At 62.2% G+C, this 17,274-nt stretch carries 19 protein-coding genes and 1 tRNA gene; 5 read left to right on the plus strand and 15 right to left on the minus strand.

The genetic code is table 11. From position 1 onward, the window contains the following. The first annotated feature begins 203 nt into the window (after positions 1 to 203). Genes RJT48_RS02525 through RJT48_RS02535 form a run of 3 tightly spaced genes read left to right on the plus strand, consistent with a single transcriptional unit; the run spans position 204 to position 3,060 of the window. The gene (locus RJT48_RS02525) at positions 204 to 644 is read left to right on the plus strand and encodes a hypothetical protein (RefSeq protein ID WP_311170655.1); all 441 of its coding nucleotides are present in this window, start codon (positions 204 to 206) and stop codon (positions 642 to 644) included. Further along, positions 641 to 2,056 carry a hypothetical protein gene (locus tag RJT48_RS02530; RefSeq protein ID WP_311170656.1) on the plus strand — a complete coding sequence of 472 codons (1,416 nt, stop codon included), beginning with the start codon at positions 641 to 643 and terminating at the stop codon, positions 2,054 to 2,056. Before RJT48_RS02525 ends, RJT48_RS02530 begins: the two co-directional genes overlap by 4 nt. A gap of 50 nt (positions 2,057 to 2,106) precedes the next feature. Then, positions 2,107 to 3,060: an alkaline phosphatase family protein gene (locus tag RJT48_RS02535; RefSeq protein ID WP_311170657.1), complete on the plus strand. Its 954-nt coding sequence runs from the start codon at positions 2,107 to 2,109 to the stop codon at positions 3,058 to 3,060. Positions 3,061 to 3,132: 72 nt separating this feature from the next. On the opposite strand, the gene RJT48_RS02540 is transcribed toward RJT48_RS02535, so the two are convergent. The 10 genes from RJT48_RS02540 to RJT48_RS02580 form a co-directional block, all read right to left on the minus strand. Then, positions 3,133 to 3,894 (minus strand): site-specific integrase, encoded by a 762-nt coding sequence (locus RJT48_RS02540; protein ID WP_311170658.1) that lies wholly within the window; start codon positions 3,892 to 3,894, stop codon positions 3,133 to 3,135. Between the two features lie 473 nt (positions 3,895 to 4,367). Beyond that, positions 4,368 to 6,011, minus strand: coding sequence for a DUF7845 domain-containing protein (locus RJT48_RS02545; protein WP_311170659.1), 1,644 nt, complete (start codon positions 6,009 to 6,011; stop codon positions 4,368 to 4,370). Continuing rightward, entirely contained in the window at positions 6,008 to 6,475 is a 468-nt protein-coding gene (locus RJT48_RS02550; RefSeq protein WP_311170660.1) for a hypothetical protein, read from the minus strand. Before RJT48_RS02550 ends, RJT48_RS02545 begins: the two co-directional genes overlap by 4 nt. Further along, on the minus strand, positions 6,472 to 6,594 hold the full coding sequence (locus RJT48_RS02555; protein ID WP_311170661.1) for a hypothetical protein: 123 nt from the start codon (positions 6,592 to 6,594) through the stop codon (positions 6,472 to 6,474). Before RJT48_RS02555 ends, RJT48_RS02550 begins: the two co-directional genes overlap by 4 nt. Positions 6,595 to 6,784: 190 nt before the next feature. Next, positions 6,785 to 7,051, minus strand: coding sequence for a DUF7563 family protein (locus RJT48_RS20730; protein ID WP_425604691.1), 267 nt, complete (start codon positions 7,049 to 7,051; stop codon positions 6,785 to 6,787). Between the two features lie 284 nt (positions 7,052 to 7,335). Continuing rightward, a tRNA-Ala gene (locus tag RJT48_RS02560) sits at positions 7,336 to 7,407 on the minus strand. Between the two features lie 121 nt (positions 7,408 to 7,528). After that, positions 7,529 to 7,837, minus strand: a complete 309-nt coding sequence (rpsJ, locus tag RJT48_RS02565) for a 30S ribosomal protein S10 (RefSeq protein ID WP_092538099.1) — start codon at positions 7,835 to 7,837, stop codon at positions 7,529 to 7,531. Continuing rightward, entirely contained in the window at positions 7,838 to 9,103 is a 1,266-nt protein-coding gene (gene tuf, locus RJT48_RS02570) for a translation elongation factor EF-1 subunit alpha (protein WP_311170662.1), read from the minus strand. It lies immediately after the preceding gene. 172 nt (positions 9,104 to 9,275) lie between these two features. Then, entirely contained in the window at positions 9,276 to 10,241 is a 966-nt protein-coding gene (locus RJT48_RS02575) for a homoserine dehydrogenase (protein ID WP_311170663.1), read from the minus strand. Next, the gene (locus RJT48_RS02580; protein ID WP_425604692.1) at positions 10,238 to 10,864 is read right to left on the minus strand and encodes an amino acid-binding protein; all 627 of its coding nucleotides are present in this window, start codon (positions 10,862 to 10,864) and stop codon (positions 10,238 to 10,240) included. The genes RJT48_RS02575 and RJT48_RS02580 overlap by 4 nt, the downstream gene beginning before the upstream one ends. Before the next feature lie 183 nt (positions 10,865 to 11,047). Here RJT48_RS02580 and RJT48_RS02585 point away from each other — a divergent pair, with 183 nt between their 5' ends. After that, positions 11,048 to 11,299 carry a hypothetical protein gene (locus RJT48_RS02585; protein WP_311170664.1) on the plus strand — a complete coding sequence of 84 codons (252 nt, stop codon included), beginning with the start codon at positions 11,048 to 11,050 and terminating at the stop codon, positions 11,297 to 11,299. On the opposite strand, the gene RJT48_RS02590 is transcribed toward RJT48_RS02585, so the two are convergent. Next, entirely contained in the window at positions 11,290 to 13,479 is a 2,190-nt protein-coding gene (locus RJT48_RS02590; RefSeq protein WP_311170665.1) for an elongation factor EF-2, read from the minus strand. The genes RJT48_RS02585 and RJT48_RS02590 overlap by 10 nt on opposite strands. Before the next feature lie 263 nt (positions 13,480 to 13,742). Between RJT48_RS02590 and RJT48_RS02595 the strand changes: the two genes are divergently transcribed. Then, entirely contained in the window at positions 13,743 to 14,507 is a 765-nt protein-coding gene (locus RJT48_RS02595; RefSeq protein ID WP_311170666.1) for a DUF5781 family protein, read from the plus strand. Between the two features lie 108 nt (positions 14,508 to 14,615). On the opposite strand, the gene RJT48_RS02600 is transcribed toward RJT48_RS02595, so the two are convergent. The 4 genes from RJT48_RS02600 to RJT48_RS02615 form a co-directional block, all read right to left on the minus strand. Next, positions 14,616 to 15,230, minus strand: a complete 615-nt coding sequence (locus tag RJT48_RS02600) for a 30S ribosomal protein S7 (protein ID WP_311170667.1) — start codon at positions 15,228 to 15,230, stop codon at positions 14,616 to 14,618. Position 15,231: 1 nt separating this feature from the next. Further along, on the minus strand, positions 15,232 to 15,660 hold the full coding sequence (locus RJT48_RS02605) for a 30S ribosomal protein S12 (protein WP_089768796.1): 429 nt from the start codon (positions 15,658 to 15,660) through the stop codon (positions 15,232 to 15,234). A gap of 185 nt (positions 15,661 to 15,845) precedes the next feature. Further along, complete coding sequence (locus RJT48_RS02610) at positions 15,846 to 16,706, minus strand: mechanosensitive ion channel family protein (protein WP_311170848.1); 861 nt, start codon at positions 16,704 to 16,706, stop codon at positions 15,846 to 15,848. A gap of 144 nt (positions 16,707 to 16,850) precedes the next feature. Continuing rightward, positions 16,851 to 17,273: a NusA-like transcription termination signal-binding factor gene (locus tag RJT48_RS02615; protein WP_311170668.1), complete on the minus strand. Its 423-nt coding sequence runs from the start codon at positions 17,271 to 17,273 to the stop codon at positions 16,851 to 16,853. Between the last annotated feature and the right edge of the window lies 1 nt (position 17,274).

Raw genomic sequence — 17,274 nt, forward strand, 5'->3', positions numbered from 1 at the left:
ACCGTTCGTCAGCTGATCGTCTCGGATCCACTGCGGACCGTGGCCGTTGTTGCGATCGTCGGAGGAGTCGGGGCATCGAAATTCGATCAAACGAGAATAGCTCAGTTTTTGATCGGTGTCGGACTCGCGTTCGTCGCGGGCCGATTAATTGGGCCGCAGTTGACGAATATGGCGCTCTCGCGCCTTACAGAGGTGATCCCAGTATGATGGAATTCGAGATAGGTGAGGAAAAGAGAGATAATACACTCGGTCGTCGAGAGCTGCTCCTCAGCATCATCGTATCGTTTGCTGCGGGAACAGCAACTGCGGGTCATCGGGGTCAGGAGGTGATTCTTGGCGGGGGAGGGGCCGGTGGGACGGCCAGATCTGTCTCAGCTGGGGAAGTCCAGTGGATTCTCGGAACCTCCTACAGCGCGGCGCTCGAGGAGGTAACGCAATCGACGGCGATCCTGCTTGTCACGGGCGGAGATGGGTGGTATCTCGTCGAAGATGATGCATCGGGAGTCGAACGAATACCGTTAGAGATCATCGATATGGAAGCAATAATCGCAGATACGATCACGGAAGTCGAATCGAACGTTGACCGATATCCGGTGTTGGGAATCGCTCGCCAAACCGGTCACGTGGAGGTCATCGAAGAATGAGCACGACGTCACTCAGCATTCCGAAAGGGACTGTCGACGATCGTCCGAAGGCCAGCGCCTACGAACCCGGCCAGGAGTTTCTGGTGATCACTGACAGTGGCTATCGGCTGACGAAAGTCAACGATGCGGGCGATCAGTGGATCCCGGCGAATATGGATCTCGACGGGGCCGATATCAAGAACGCCGGATCGCTCACTACAGGCAAACAATCACTCACTGGACTCGCTCTTGCAGTTTACCGCGACCCCGACTCTGGAGACTGGACCGAAGAGGCGTTTACGTCGATCCAAGATGCAATCGACGCCATTCCCGCAGGGGGTGGTATAAAAAAAGATGCGGGGAAGGTGATTATCGGATCGAAAGGCGGCGACGGCCAAGACGCAACCTGGTTTGAGAGCATTACCATAAACAAGCGGATTATCGTTGAGGGTGTCGGGATTTCGACGAAACTTCAAGCGTCGTCTGGCAGCGATCCCGTAGTTGAAATATCAGACTGTGACGACGCAATCCTCAGAAACCTATGGGTCAATCACAAAGGGAGTGGTCCAGCAATCGCACAGACAAGTCCAGGGAATGAGGCTCATATCGGCCCGAACGTCAACGTGGACTATGCGGGGACATATGCGCTCGATCTCGTTGAATCGAACCGCACACAGGTCTGGCAGTGCGAAATCAAAGGCGGCGGGATGGGAACAAACGAGGGCTGTGTTAGAATCGGGTCTGGCGTGAATGATTTTCAAATGAGTGACTGCATCATCCACGACGAACTTTCGAACTCGATCCCTCACTTCATCTATTTCGACCAATGCAACGGTGTTCAGTTAGACAATATTAAGTTCAAATTCCGCGATTCGATGGGGAAGCCATTCGTCTATAACGGACGGGTCACCGACCTCCAAATGTCCAATATCACCATTAAGCCCTATGATTCGGGGACTGACGCGATGGGGAATCTACGATTCGATGCGGGAAGTGGTACCGCTCACGTCAATGCACGGTCGTTCGAGTCAGGAGCAGTCCTTGAACTTGGAAACGCGAAAGACTTCGATTTTTATGGGTACCTCCCATCGAGTCTCGGCTGGAGCTTAGGAACGAGAACTACCGTCAACGGCTACGGCGAAAACTCGGGCGACCCGCGTTCCACAGGCGGATGGAACGGCAATGGAGCACGAGCCGCAGGCAAGCTCATTCACGATAATCCAAACGGAACGTGGTACTTTTACAATGATAACGATTTCCGTTGGGAGCACTTCGATCCACTTGGACCGACGGATCTGGGATCTGTGACTGGATCTTACGAGGGAGAACCCGCGCTCTCAGATGGGACGACGGCAGCAAATGCTCGTGCGCTGTATCATTGGGACGCGACAAACAATCAGTGGGTTCGAGCCGATGGCGGGGCGACGGTCTAAATCATCGGAAGGTCTTAATCCTCTTCAGGATATGTTGACAAGAGAACGTTATGTTTGAACGTATTTCACCGAGGGACCTAAGAGCACTCTATACTGTTGGCTCCCAAATTCTACTATCCCGCAGTACCGTTGGCAAAGCAGTTTTTGAGGAAGACTGGGACTTACTAATTGTATTAGATGCGTGCCGTGTTGATGCAATTAGAGAAGTTTCGAGTGAATTTGGGATATTACCCGACAACATAACTTCAGTCTGGTCTCAAGGATCAACGTCAAAGGAATGGGTCGAGCGGACTTTTTCAAACGAGAATTTAGAGGAGATAAACAAAACAGCTATGATTTCTGCTAATCCGTTCGCAGAACACATCCAAAGAGAGGAAGATACAACGCTTGATTGGTTGGAATTTCTCGACACATTCGCGGAAAACAATAAGATGGTAAGACAACTCATCCGTAGTAATCTGGTTGGACAACAGGATTTTGAATTACTGGACATACTATTACAAAACGATAAAGAAAATGCCCACCATCCTGAGGAAGTAACGGACCATACTATTTGGGTTGGTCGAAATACTAACCCAGATCGGTGTATTGTCCATTATATGCAACCTCACACGCCTTACTTTGTATCCTCTGAGGAATATGAGGAACTCACGGATTACGAGAAAGAGCCATTTGAAGCACTTAAATCGGGAGATCGAGATAGGGGAACCACCTTTAATGCATATTTAGATAATCTGCGATTCGTTCTAAATCATATTGAGACACTATTATCAAATTATGATGCCGAGAATGTGGTTATCACAGCAGACCACGGAGAACTATTTGGGGAATGGGGATTATATAGCCATCATGCTGGCATTCCTCACCCGCAACTGCGAAAAGTCCCTTGGATGAAAACTACAGCAGAAGACACGCAGGAACGCATTCCAGAGGTGTCTAAATCAGATGTCTACTCTGATTCAAATATATCGATAGAACAGCTTGAGGCTCTTGGATACCGCTAAAGAAGCAGGCTCTGTCGCCTCTTTCCGCGTCGTCAGCGTGAAATAAAGGTCGCGAAAAAACGATCTGCGGGCTCAGTTCTGGTGGATCGCGTCGAGTTGCCGAGCCGTGTTGCCCGAGTTCCTCCCGATGTAGACCTCGGCCGTGTCAAGATTCGCCCAGCCGAACATCTGCATCAAGGCCGTCGGGGCCAACCCACGAGCCGCGTGGAACGTCGCTGCCGTGGCCCGTAGGGCGTGCGGGTGGATCGACTCCGGATTCAACCCACCTAACTCGGCCGCCTTCTTCACACGACGATTTACTGCGGCACCACTGGCCTCGTAGCGAGAATACTCCGGCGAGTCGAAGTAACGCTCGATGTACATCGCGGCGCGCGGATCCCATCCGTAGTAGATCTCTCGGGCAGCCGCCTTCGTCTTCGGTACCCACATCCACTCGAGGGCGGTCTCCGTATCCAACTCCGCATCGTCCTCGGCGTACTCGACGCGCTGTTTCGCGAGCTGTCGACAGTAACCACACTGCCTGCCGTCTTTGCCCATCCGACAGCTGTCGTGTTCCGGGATGCGGATCATCTGCTCGCGCCAGTCGATCCAATCCTCGCGGAGGTGACAGAGCTCACCGCGGCGGAGACCCAGCCGGCCAAGCACGTAAACGGTAAAGACCGGATCCGGCTCGTAGTAGTACTGGGACTCGCCAAGTTCGCGAGCGCCCTCGAGGAGCCGCTCGAACTCGCGATCGTCGACGGCATCGGCTTTTGAGTGCCGGACCGGATCGGCCGACCGGCCGGCTGCGTGGATGGGATTACGACCGTGGCCCTGGCTATGCTGGGTGCTCATAGAGTCCTCCGTTGCTTCGTGCGGTTACGAGCGATGCTTCTATCCGTCGTCGGTGACGTAGATATCATGGCTTTCAGTCTCCCTGAAAGCCGGGCGTCGGGGCCCTATCCCCGGCGTCGCCTTTGATTTCTGAGCGACGTCTCCCGGCTCTCGCGAGGCGGTAAGACCGTCCGTTTGATAAGGCTTCTGCGGGTTGCAGATACAGTCAAACCGGGCTCGCTCGAAGCGCGTTTCAACTGGAGGGTCGAATTTTTGCGCAGCCGCAGGGGGTATTTTCTGTCTCTGTCCCTTTTAGGGACACTCTCTAAGGGGATCTTCCCACCTGCCGGGAACGGCCGCGACGGTTTCACTCCGTATCGGCCTGAAACAAACGATTCTCGCGGAAACGCGACTCCACGTGAAACCGGGGTTAGGTGGACGGGTACTTAAAGAAAAGAGGGTCAGGACGGTGTTGCCACTCAGCAGTCACCGCGCTACCAGGTGATATTTTCGCGCCTCACCAGGCCGTCATCGCGGTTCCGATGTCTAATCTCTCGGGCCTCGAATCGGAGCTCTACGAAGTCGATGAAGTCGCGACCGGCGCGAGACCACGCATCGAGCCCCTCTTGAAGTACATCCCTAAGCGTGGGTTCCGCATCCAGTTTATGTGTCGATAAGACCGTATCGAAGCGAATCTTACCTCGGTCACCGTCGAGATCGAACTCGGCGCCGTACTTGTCCATCCAGCGCTGGATCGCCGAGTCTGCGGCCGATCGCGTTTCGATGTTCGCGAGCTTCGCGACCCGCTCGACGCTGTCACCGACGAAGTCCTCGACGCGCTCGACGATCGCGGTGATCTCCTGGCGAATCTTCTCTGAGTAGTACCGGACGAGGCCGTTGTCGTTCACGACGACGTCGCCGATCTCCTCGAGGGCGCGGTAGATCTGACTCACCGAGTAACCCGTATCGTCGGCGAGTTCGTCGTAGCGAGCTTGGCCGCCGTCGGTCGCGAGCGTCTTCATCACGTTCCGGGCGCTCGGGGAGAGATCCTGAAGGACGGTCGTGATCAGGTTCTCCTGCTCGGCCTCCAGGGCGGGCGTCGGATCGTCCCAGTAGCCGATCGACCGCTCGGACTCCTCGATCTCGAAGTGATCGTCCTCGACGAACACGGTCGGATCGGCCTTGATCGGGATCCCGGCCCACCGGAGGACGTTCACCAGCGTCTCGTCAAGCTCGCGAACGAGATCGTCGCGATCGCGCCACTTCATCGAGTGGCCGTTACTGCTGTACTCGCCCGTGAATCCGTCCGTCGTGTTCAGCGACTTGTGGAAGGCAACACCGAACTTCGGTGACGACAGGGGATCGTCTTCGGTCTCCTCCGAGCGGACGTGTTTCGGGTGGTAGCTCTTGAGGCGTTTCCCCAGCTGGTGATCGGCCACGAGGTCCGACGAGGAGACCGGATCGAGATCCATCGCGTGCCGGTACCCGACGATCTCGGAGTTGTCGCCCTTGTAAACCCACTGTGAGCCCTTCTCATCGGCGAGAAGGTGCATAATCGAGTAGAACACGCCTGTCGACCGGGTGAGCTTCTTCGCGTACTCACGCTTCAGTCGAACGTACCGCTCGAGCGTGTTGATGTTCGAATCGCCGCGGATCCGATTGAAGTAACGACGGGAGATGTCGGTTCCGGCGTGATCCGCGAGTTCCTGGAGCGAGCGCTGGAGGAGCCAGTGATAGCCGTCGAAAGAGAGGTTCGACCCCTGGAGGTGAATCTGACAGCCTTCGCCGCCACACCATGGAATCTGAGCCTCTTCGCCATTCGGCTTCTTCAGCCCGTCCCACCGCGGCGACACTACGTAATCTGCTTTCGCCTCGGTATGGACGTTCTCCACGTGGATCTTCCACTCGTAGACCTTTTCCCCGTCGATCGGATCCGACGGTCGTGGGGCGAGTCCCGTATCCGAGTTGTAGGTGAGTCGGATCTGCCACTCTTCGCCGCCGATCTCCCGCTGGATCTCGGCGTACCCGTCGAGGTGTTGAATGCCCAGCTGGGTGATTGCCCAGTAAGGACTGAGGTCGTTATCAGTGAACCACAGAAACGCGTCGATCTCGTGGTAGGCGGGCGCCTGGTGGCTCACGGCTCACCTCCATCGGTCGCGACAGCTGGATCCTCCGAGTCGGTGATGTAGGCGTCGAGATCGCGGTCAAAGGGCGAAGAGGACTGATAGGTCCCTCGAGTCTCTCGCTCGTTACCGTCCTCATCGAGGAACACCGCACAGCTCTCCAGCGGAGGGTCTCGATCGATCTCGGTAGCCCGCTCGTCGCGATCGCCGTGTTCATCGAGCCAGATCCCGCGCTCGTCGAGAGCGTCGAGGACTCCCTGTCGAGGCTCGCGATCGTGGTGATCGGCGAGCTTCTTCTCGACGGCCCGCCACGCAGAGAGGACCTCCAGGGAATCGATTCCGGCGATCCGATCGCGGACCATCCGCTGGGCGTGGGGGTTGCCGATGAGATCACAATCGAGAAACCGAGCGGGATCCTCACCGAGCCGGTCTTTCAGCTTGGGAAACTCCACGCGATCTCGAGTCCGCCGACCGTTCATCGGCTGGCTACCTCCGTCGGTTCGGCCTCGAGGAGCGCGGCACACTCTCGACAGACGTGCTTCCCCTGGACGACGACCTCGGCGTCGTTGTCACACGCGCCGAAACAGACCTCGTTCAAGACCGCTCACCTCCGGGGATCCGGACTTTCGACCGTGGAGGAAGGCCGTTCTTCGGGGCGTACTGACGCTTCGCCGGCCGGTTCGGACGGCAGTCAAGACAGAGAACGACGACGTGCTCGGTATCTCCGGTGAGACAGTTCCGAGCCTGATCGGGCCGAGTGATCCGGCGCCCCCAGTCGTAGCACTGCGTCAACGCCCTCCACCTCCGACAGTCCCGCCGTCAGTAGCGTGGACTCGTGGCCCGCGATTCCGCCCGTTCTGATCGTCTGGATCGGGGTAGCGGACGGATCGCCCGGCGGCGGATCCCTTCTGAATCCGGGCCCGGGAGTCGCACGCGAGACAGCGGTGAGCGCGGCCGTCCTCGTCACCGAAGGTCCGGGCGAAGTCGCTGGAGACGTGGGAGCCGCAGTGAAGACACCGCGACTGACCCTCGGAGGACCTCGATAGGTCCATCATAGGTAGGCCCGACACCTCCCGTCATCCAGCGCGGAACAGTCCTGCTCTTCTTCCTCGATCGGGAGGCCGCAGAACTCACAGATCGGCCGCTCGCGAGCCTCCAGGCTCACGTGGACCACCTCCCGAGAGCGGCCGTTACTTCGGGTACGGCAAGGGGACCGACCCAGAAACTGGCGAACTGAACATACTTCGAGGGTTGATTACACCGGCGGCTCAGTGAAGAATGCTGAGCGGGACGCTCTGCGGCGAGGAACCGAAGCCTTCGTAAGAAGGCAGTACAGTAGTGGACTCGCCGGGATTTGAACCCGGGGCCTCTTCCTTGCGAAGGAAGCGATCTGCCACTGATCTACGAGCCCGCATTCCGATCGAAGACCGCGCGTCTTTTGTACCTTCTGTTTCGTCGGCTGCGAGGCGGATACTCCGACGCGAACGACGTCACGGCGGTGACGTCGACGCCTTAGCGCCGTGGCCGGGAGGTCAGTCCTCGAGAACGATCTCGATGCTGACGTCGTTGGGCACCTGGATCCGCATCAGCTGCCGGAGTGCGCGTTCGTCGGCGTCGATGTCGATGAGACGCTTGTGGACGCGCATCTCCCAGTGCTCCCACGTGGCGGTCCCCTCGCCGTCGGGGGACTTCCGCGTGGGAACCTCGAGCGTCTTCGTCGGCAGGGGGATCGGACCGCTGAGGTTGACCCCCGTCTTGTTCGCGATCTCGCGAACGTCGTCGCAGATGTCGTCGAGGTCATCCGGGCTGGTCCCGGCGAGACGGACACGTGCCTGCTGCATCTATCGCTCGTTGACCTCGAGGACCTTGCCGGCCGCGATGGTCTGTCCCATGTCGCGGATGGCGAAGGACCCGAGCTCGGGGATCTCGCCGGACGGCTCGATGCTGAGCGGCTTCTGCGGGCGCACGGTCACGACCGCTGCGTCGCCGGACTGGATGAAGTCGGGGTTCTCTTCGGCGACCTCGCCCGAGGCGGGGTCGAGCTTCTGATCGATCGATTCGATCGTACAGGCGACCTGCGCCGTGTGGGCGTGGAAGACCGGCGTGTAGCCCGCGGTGATGACAGAGGGATGCTGCATCACGACGACCTGCGCCGTGAACGTCTCGGCGACCGACGGCGGGTCGTCGGCGGGACCACAGACGTCACCGCGACGGATGTCGTCCTTGCCGATGCCGCGGACGTTGAACCCGACGTTGTCGCCGGGGCCGGCCTTCGGCACTTCCTCGTGGTGCATCTCGACGGTCTTGACCTCGCCGCCGACGTCCGACGGCTGGAAGGAGACGTTGTCGCCCGGGCTGATCGTCCCGGTCTCGACGCGGCCGACCGGGACCGTCCCGATGCCGGAGATGGTGTAGACGTCCTGGATCGGCAGGCGCAGCGGCGCGTCCGTCGGCGGCTGCGGCTCCGGCAGGTTGTTCAGCGATTCCAAAAGCGTCGGGCCGTCGTACCACGGCGTGTTCTCCGAGGACTCGGAGACGTTGTCGCCCTCGAACGCGGAGATCGGGATGTAGACGGCGTCGTCGGAGTTGAACTGGACCTGCTTGAGCAGCTTGTTGACCTCGTCTTTGACCTCCTTGTAGGTGGTCTCGCTGTAGTCGACGAGGTCCATCTTGTTGACGCCGATGATGAGCTCGTTGATGCCCAGGGTCCGGGCGAGGAAGACGTGCTCGCGGGTCTGGGGCGCGACACCGTCGTCGGCGGCGACGACGAGGACCGCGTTGTCGGCCTGCGAGGCGCCCGTGATCATATTCTTCACGAAGTCACGGTGGCCCGGACAGTCGACGATGGTGAAGTAGTACTCGTCGGTGTCGAACTCCTGGTGGGCGATGTCGATGGTGACCCCGCGTTCGCGCTCCTCGGCGAGGTTGTCCATCACGTAGGCGAACTCGAAGCCGCCTTTGCCCTTCTCTTCGGCTTCTTCGCGGTGCTGTTCGATTACGTGCTCGGGGACGGACCCTGTCTCGAACAGGAGTCGCCCGACCAGCGTACTCTTTCCGTGGTCGACGTGGCCGATGATGGCCAGGTTCTGGTGCGGTTTGTCGCTCATATTGTGTAGGTCACGCGCTAAGGCGCTCTGTACCGACGAGGTATGCCAGATAGCCGTAAAACCATTTCGATACGTAGGCGGCCGAAACGCCGCAGTATCGCGGTTTGTGGCCGTCTCCCACGATGTGAACGGACGGGGTTCGCGTACCGCTGTAACGCCCGACTGGAACGACTCACTCGAGCCGCCCGACGTCGCCGAGCACCGCCGAGGCGGTCTCCTGCCCGCCCGCACCCCGTCCGCTGAGGTTCAGTTGTCCCGCGTTCGTCGTTTCCAGCTGTGCGATGTTCCGGGTACCCGTGACGGCGAGGGCGGCGTTCTCCGGAACGAGCCGTGGCCCGACGCGGATCCCCTCGCGCGTGGCCTCCCCGACAAGTCGCACTGTGCGCCCGTCCTCCGCGGCGAGTTCGAGTGCGCTACCGGGGACGTTCGTGATCCCCTCGACGTCCGCGTCCGCGAGCGTGAACTCCCGCTCGCCCTCCGAGAGAATATTCGCGAGGATGACACACTTCAGCGCAGCGTCGGTCCCCTCGACGTCGAAGGTTGGATCAGCTTCGGCGACCCCGAGGTCCTGCGCCTCCGCGAGCACGTGTTCGTAGTCGATTCCCTCGGCGGCCATCCGCGAGAGGATGAAGTTCGCCGTTCCGTTGAGGATGCCCCGGACGGCGGTGACCTGTGCGGGGGAGATGTCCTCGATCGTCGAGACGATCGGGATCGCGCCCCCGACGGTCGCCTCGAAGCGCACTTCGCCGTCGCTTTCGCGTTCGAGGTCCCGGACGTCGCCGTAGCGCTCGGCCACCGGTCCCTTGTTCGCGAGGACGACGTGCCGGTCGCGCTCTAAGGCGGTCCGGAGGTGCGAAAAACCGGGCTCGGCGTCGTCGAGCGTCGTGGGCGTCGCCTCCACGAGGACGTCGTAGTCGGCCTCCAGCGCGGCTTCGGGGTCGCCGTCGCCGACGCGACCCTCGGCGGCTTTCCGGTCTAACGCGGCCGCGACGTCGATCCCCTGCTCGCCATCGTCGACGACGGCGGAGGCGGAATCGGCGAAGGCGACCACCGTGTGGCCGTACTCCGCCGCGAGGTCGACGACGGCGCTTCCGACCGCGCCGGCTCCGAGGACGGCGAGACGCTTCCCGGCGGTCATACCGCACCCCCGGTAAGCGGCTCGATGACGTGGAGTTCCTTCTCCTCGGCCAGTTCGTGGACGATCGACAGCGCCGCCTCGGTCTCGCCGGCCCGCGTCGCCATCCGCAGGCGGGCACTGGAGACGTCGCCCCGACCCTCCGGGGCGTTCAGCGCGAAGTCAGCGATCGAGGTCACGGGGCTCTCCTCGATCCGCTTGAGGGAATCGGAGAGGTCACTGTCGACGATGTGGCCGACGAGCAGCACGACGACTTCTTCAGCGTAGTGTTCCGCGCCCGCTTGCACGACGTTGACGCCCTCCTCTCGGAGCGCCGCGACGATCGCCTCGAAGCGATCGGGCGTGGCTTCGACGTCGACCTCGACCGGGATCCGGCCGCGCGGCGTGACGTTCCCGCGCTCGTGGAAGATCGAAAGCAGGTTCCCGCCGTTCTCCGAGATCGGTTCGAGCGCGGCCAAAAGCTGCCCCGGTTCGTCGGCGAGTTCCAGCCGGATGGTGTGCGGCTGAGGGTCGCCGTCGGCGTCGATGTCGCTCTTGGCGCCCCCCACCGGCGATCGGGACCGCCGGCTCCGGTTGTCGCCCGGGGCGTCTTCCGACTCGGCATCGGACCCAAGCTCCGGGCTCACGGTCGACTCACTCCCGAGGGGATCCGGCTTTTGCACCGCGTGCCTCGATTCCCGGAGGACGCGGCGACGTTACGAACCGTGCTCGCGGCCGGTGGGCCCAGCCGCGGGGTCGCCTCAGTACACATACCCCAAGATCAACCCCCGGACCGATATAAGCCTTCATCGATGGCTCGCGGGGGATAGATGCGGCTGCTATCGACGGCGACATCGTCGGGGCGGCTGCTATCGACGGCGACATCGTCGGGGCGGCTGCTGTCGACGGCGATATCGTCGGGGCGGCTGCTATCGACGGCGACATCGTGGGGGCTGCTGCTGCTGTCGACGGCGACACAGTGCGGCAGTTCTCACAAAACGGATCGAGAACGCGTCCAGCAGGAACGGCGAGTCGAGGCCGACGGAACCGTCCGATCTACGGTTCGGGCGATTCAGAACTGATCGACCGAACTCGGGAGTTCGAGCTTCATTCCCTTGCGCTCGCGGATCTCCATAATCTTCTCGCGCTGGAGATTATCGGCGAGCACTCGGAACCCGGCGTTTTCGGTGTTCCACGAGGCGCGGCCCTCGGTCGCCGAGCGGATGTCGGAGGAGAACCCGATCATCTCCTCGACGGGCGCGATGCCCTCGATGACCATCAGGTCGCCCTCCTGGAACATATCGTCGACGCGGCCACGCCGGCCCTGGATCTCGCCGGACGCCGAGCCCATGTGTTCGGAGGGCACGTCGATCCGAACGTTCTGGATCGGCTCCAGCAGCTTGATGTCGGCGTCGATGAGCGCGCGGTGGACGGCGTTGCGGACGGCCGGGATGACCTGCGCCGGACCGCGGTGGATGGTATCCTCGTGCAGTCGCGCGTCGTGCAGGCGAAGCAGCGCGCCCTGAACTGGCTCGTTGGCCAGCGGCCCGTCGTCGAGGGCCTCGTCGAGACCCTCGATCACGAGTTCCATCGTCTCGTTGAGGTGCTGAATCCCCTTCGTGTCGTCGATGAGGATGTTCGTCCCGTGGATGTGTTCGACCTCCTGGGAGGTGTCTTTGTCCATCCCGGCCTCCTGCAGCGCCTCGCGACGCTCCAGTTCGGGCATATCCATCGAAACCTCGCCGAGCTGGATTGCCTCGACGATGTCCTCCGAGAGGGGCTCGACCGTGATGTAGAACTTGTTGTGGCGGTTCGGCGAGACGCCCTCGACCTCGCGGGATTCCGACTGCGGGGACTCGCGGAAGACGACGATCGGTTCGCCCGTCTCGACCGGAATGCCCTGGTTCTTCTGGATGCGCTGGGTGATGACTTCGAGGTGGAGCTCGCCTTGGCCGCTGATGAGGTGCTCGCCCGTGTCCTCGTTGATCTCCACCCTGATGGTCGGATCTTCTTTTGCGACCTGCTGGAGCGTCTCGATGAGCTTCGGCAGGTCGTCCATATTCTTCGCCTCGACGGATTTCGTGATGACCGGCTCGGAGATGTGCTCGATCGACTCGAACGGCGTCATCTCGATCGACGAGACCGTCGAGCCCGCGATGGCGTCCCGGAGACCGGTGACGGCCGCGATGTTGCCGGCGGGGACACCGCGGTCGAGCTCCTCGCGTTCACCGCCCATGAAGATCCCGACCGACTGCACGCGGTTTTTGCCGACGGTTCCGGAGACGTACAGCTCCTGACCCTGCTGGATCGTACCGCTGAACAGCCGCCCGGTGGCGATCTCGCCCGCGTGGGGGTCCATCGAGATGTCGGTCACCATAAAGACGACCTCGCCGTCGTCGTCGACCTCGCGCATCTGCCGTGCGAGCTCGGATTCGTCGTCGCCGCGCCAGACGCGCGGGATCCGGCGAGGCTGAGCGTCGAGCGGGTCCGGGAAGTGCTCGGCGACCATGTCGAGGACGACGTCCGAAAGCGGCGTCTGCTCGTGGAGCTCCAGCCGCTGGTCGTTGCGCTCCATCTCGATGATCTCCGGGAAGCCGATCCCGGTTCGAGCCATCGACGGCGCGGAGACACCCCACTTGTAGAGCGCCGAACCGAAGGCGACGGTGCCGTCCTGGACGGAGACCGTCCAGTCGTCGATGTCGTCGCGCTCTTCGGTCATTCCGCGGATGAGCTCGTTGACGTCGGCGATGACGCTCTGCAGGCGTTCCTGCATCTCCTGTGGTCCTTCCTGGAGCTCGGAGATGAGGCGGTCGACCTTGTTGATGAACAGCGCGGGCTTGACGCCCTCGCGGAGCGCCTGCCGGACGACCGTCTCGGTCTGCGGCATCGCGCCCTCGACGGCGTCGACGACGACGAGCGCCCCGTCGACGGCGCGCATCGCTCGCGTCACGTCGCCACCGAAGTCGACGTGGCCGGGCGTGTCGATGAGGTTGATGAGGTGGTTGTTGCCCTCGTACTCGTGGGTCATCGAAACGTTCGCGGCGTCGATGGTGATCCCGCGTTCCTGCTCGTCCTCTTCGGTGTCCATCATCAGCCGGGTCGCCTCGCCCTCGTCGGCGATCATCCCGGCACCGGCCAGGAGGTTGTCCGTCAGTGTGGTCTTCCCGTGGTCGACGTGAGCCGCGATGGCGATGTTCCGGATCTGCTCCGGATCCTCCATCAGTTGCTCACACTCTTGTACGATCTTCTTTCGTCGGCCCATTATACGAACCCGTACCGGCAGGAGGGTCAAAAGGGTAGTGTTTTGCGGTGGGGGAAATCGACGGATACGGCGGTTTTCGCGCGTCGTATGCCTCTTTTTGTCACGCGCTGTGCCGAAATCTCCTGTGTCGCTCGCTGCGGTCACGTCTCCCGACTCTCCGGGCAGCACTAACGCGGCTTTTGACTCTCCGGACGGCGAGTCGTTTTCTGCCGCTCCGTGCGGGGGCAAGAGTCTTGTCCGCCGGTCCCGTGGGAACTTCACACATGGATCTGCGAGTACGTGGGGACGTTCCGGCCGATCCCTTTCTCGGCGCGGCGGACCTCTTCGAGACCGAGTACGAACTCGACAAGCCGGTTCACGTCGACGTCCGGACGGATCCCGACGAACGGACCTGGGCGGCACACTACGACGACCACCACGTGCTGAATATCTCCCGTCAGGCCGCCACGAGCGCGATGGCGAGGGAGCTGGTCGTCCACGAACTCGCCCATATGGCGCGCAACGAGGAGGGACACACTTCCCACCACTTTCGGACTGAGGAGGCGCTGTTTCTCGCACTCGCGGGCGAATCAGTCGAGCGACGGAAGGTCGCCCACTGCTATCAGATCGCGAACCATATGAAGGACATCTACGCCGACGACATCACGCTCTCGGTGATGCCGCCGGCGAAACTGGTGGCGTTCCTCGAATCCGAACTCGCCCGCGCGGTCGCGACGCGGCCGGAACCGACGCCGTGGCCCGACTCACGACGCGTCACCGCCGGGTCGGATCCGGAGATCACGGCGGTCAATGCGGCGTTCGCGCTCGGCCTCGTCGAGCGCCACGACGTAGTCGACCCCGACCACCGCCTCTACGACCTTGCCCACGCCGCCGCTGACGACGCGCCGACGGTCGACCTGGACGCGTTCAAGCGCCGATTCCGCTCGCTCGGGGAGAACCCCTCCGAGCGCGACTACCGGAAGGCGCTGGTGGACGCGACCCGCGAATACGTCGTCCGAGACGCGAGCACGAACGTCGCCGCCGACTGATCGGTCTCCCTCGACCGACTTCCGATGCAAACCGACGCGTCGCTGCGGGGGAGTCTCCCATCGAAGAGAGAAAACAGAGAGAACCGGAATCCACGCGGTGCGAACGGCTTACCGGGCCGCTTCGGCGACGCGCTCGGACTCCTCTTTCTGGGCGATGGCGTACGACTGGACGTCGTAGTCGGCAGCGCCGACGAGCACCTGCGCGAGCGCCTCGGCGGCGCTCTGGGGGCTCTTGTACGACGCGTTCTGCGTGCCATCGGCGATGAACTTCAGCGCCTGGTCGACGCGGCGCTGGGGGGCGACGTCGACGGCCTGCGGGACGGAGATGCCGCCGTATTTCAGGCGCACCGTCTCCTCGCGCGGCGCGGCGTTCTCGACCGCGCTGACCAGCACCTGCACGGGGTTCTCGTCGGTCCGCTCGTGGACCAACTCGAAGGCGTCCTTGACGATCTTCATCGTCTTCTGCTTGTGGCCCGTGTTCTCCTCGGTCTGCATCAGGCGGTTGATGAGCCGCTCGACGATGCTGATCTCGGACTTCTGGAACTGCTTTCCGGCGTGCCGGCCCATCGTGTGGGCGACGGGCGTGACGTTGATGTACCGCTCCGTCGAGGGATCGGAGTACTCGATGTCGGTGACCTCCCAGAGATCGAACAGCTGTGCGTTCGACTCGGCCTCCTCGCTGTCGGCCGGGGCGTCGGGGTCGGGGGATTCGCTTTCGGACATCTTAGCGCACCGGCTTCTCGGCGTTGCCGCGGACCAGTTCGATCATCGAGACGCCGTTGACCTTCTCGACCTTGTAGTTCACGCCCGAGAGGTCGCCCATCGCGCGACCCTTCGCGCCGCCGATGCCGGCGATGGTGACCTCGTCGTGCTCGTCGATGAAGGAGATCGCGCCGTCGCCGGGACAGAAGGCGGTGACCTGCTTGCCGTTCTTGATGAGCTGCACCCGGACGCACTTTCGGATGGCCGAGTTGGGCTGTTTGGCTTCGATCCCGACCTTCTCGAGGACGATCCCGCGTCCCTGCGGGGCCCCCTCCAGGGGATCGGACTTCGCTCCGAGACCGCGTTCGCGTCGCGCGTACTCCGAGTCGGACCAGCGGCGCTTCTGCCGGTCCTGCTTGAGTTTGCGCGCGGCGTATTTGCCGTTCGCCATAGTGAACTCGAATTCCCGGCGGAGCTACTTAAGGCTCCCTTTTCGCACCCGACGAGACGGTTGCAGGTCCGATTAGCGACCCCTAAGGACGACTCTGAGGGCGTAATTCCTGTCGCTGGTTACGGTCACTCCGCGGAGGAGAGCCCCCGAACGGCGCTGAGAGTCGATCGTTTGGGAACCCGTACTCACGTATCGTCGGGTCGGTTCCGCTTCTCGACGTCGACGGACACCGAGCCGCTGAGTTCGCGGGACGAGGGCGGTCCGATCGTTACGCCGACCTCGTCGAATCTGGACTTCGCTCGACGTCGGAAATCGGATCTGAGCGTCACGAGGTCCACGTCCATCGGGTCGTCGACCCAGAACACCGCGCGAATCCGGATCGAGCCCGGACCCAACTCGGCGAGCGTCGCGGTCGGATCCGGTTCCTCGAGCACGCGGTCGTCACTGCGAACGACCTCGACCAGTTCGCGAAGCGCCAGTTCGACGTCGTCGCCGTACCCGATCTCGAAGGACTCGACGACGCGGTATCGATCGCGCCCGTACGGTCGCGTGAGCGTGTTCGCCGTCAGTTCGGTATTCGGCACGGAGATCGTCTCGTTGTTCAACGTTCGGACTCTCGTCACGCGGAAGTCGATCTCCTCGACGAAGCCCTCGCCGCCCGGCCAGGCGATCCAGTCGCCGACGTTGAAGTCGGGGTCGGCGACCAGAAACAGTCCGCTCGTGAGCGAGCCGACAACGTGCTGACTCGCCGCGCCGACGACGAGAGTCAGCGCGGCGATGACGATCGAGACGTTCGTCAGGAGCGACCACAGGCCCGCACCCGCGATGCCGACGAGGCTCGCAATCGCGACGATGAGGGCGTGAGCGTACGTCCGCGCCGCTGTGGCGATCGTCGGATTGTTCCGGTTCCGCGCGACGACGACGCGGACGATGAGCGGGATGACGACGAAGCGACCTACCGAATACGCCACCCCCGCAGCGACGACAAATCCGAGCACGCCGCGAGCCAGGTCGGCGTACTGCTCGGTGACGATCCCCTCGAACAGTCCAGGCGGAACGAGCTGGGTCGTCCCCGCGAGAGCCAGCCCGAACAGTTCGGAGAGCACGAGTAGACAGACGGGTACAGTGACAAAAAGTGTACTGTGAGAGTGGGATGGACGGATCTCACCGGCGGCGACGGTCGAACGCGGCTACGTCAACTGAATGTCATCGATGTCGTGGTGCCGACTCGCGAGGGTCCGCGCAGTTTCGATGTTGGCGCCGTCGGTCCCGATCGCGACGCCGCGATCTCCGTCGGGGACCTCGACGTATGCGACCGTCTCGCCGCCCTGTTCGGAGAGCGTTACGTGCCGGACCGCCGCGGGCGCGAGCGCGCTCTCGACGAACGCCGTCGGCGTGTCGGCGTCCTCGACGAGTTCGACGTCGCGGCCGACGGCCTCCTCGACGGCCTGAACGTGTGCGCCGCCGGGCCCGATCGCGGTACCCATATCGCCCGCCGCGACGAGGATGACGATCCGCTCGTCGTAGACGAGACAGTCGCGGGCCCGCGCGCCCGTCTCCTCCTCGAACCGGGCGATGTACTGGCGTGCGGCGTCCGACAGCGTGACTCGCATC

It is taken from the genome of Halobellus ordinarius (assembly GCF_031823395.1).
Lineage (GTDB): Archaea > Halobacteriota > Halobacteria > Halobacteriales > Haloferacaceae > Haloquadratum > Haloquadratum ordinarius.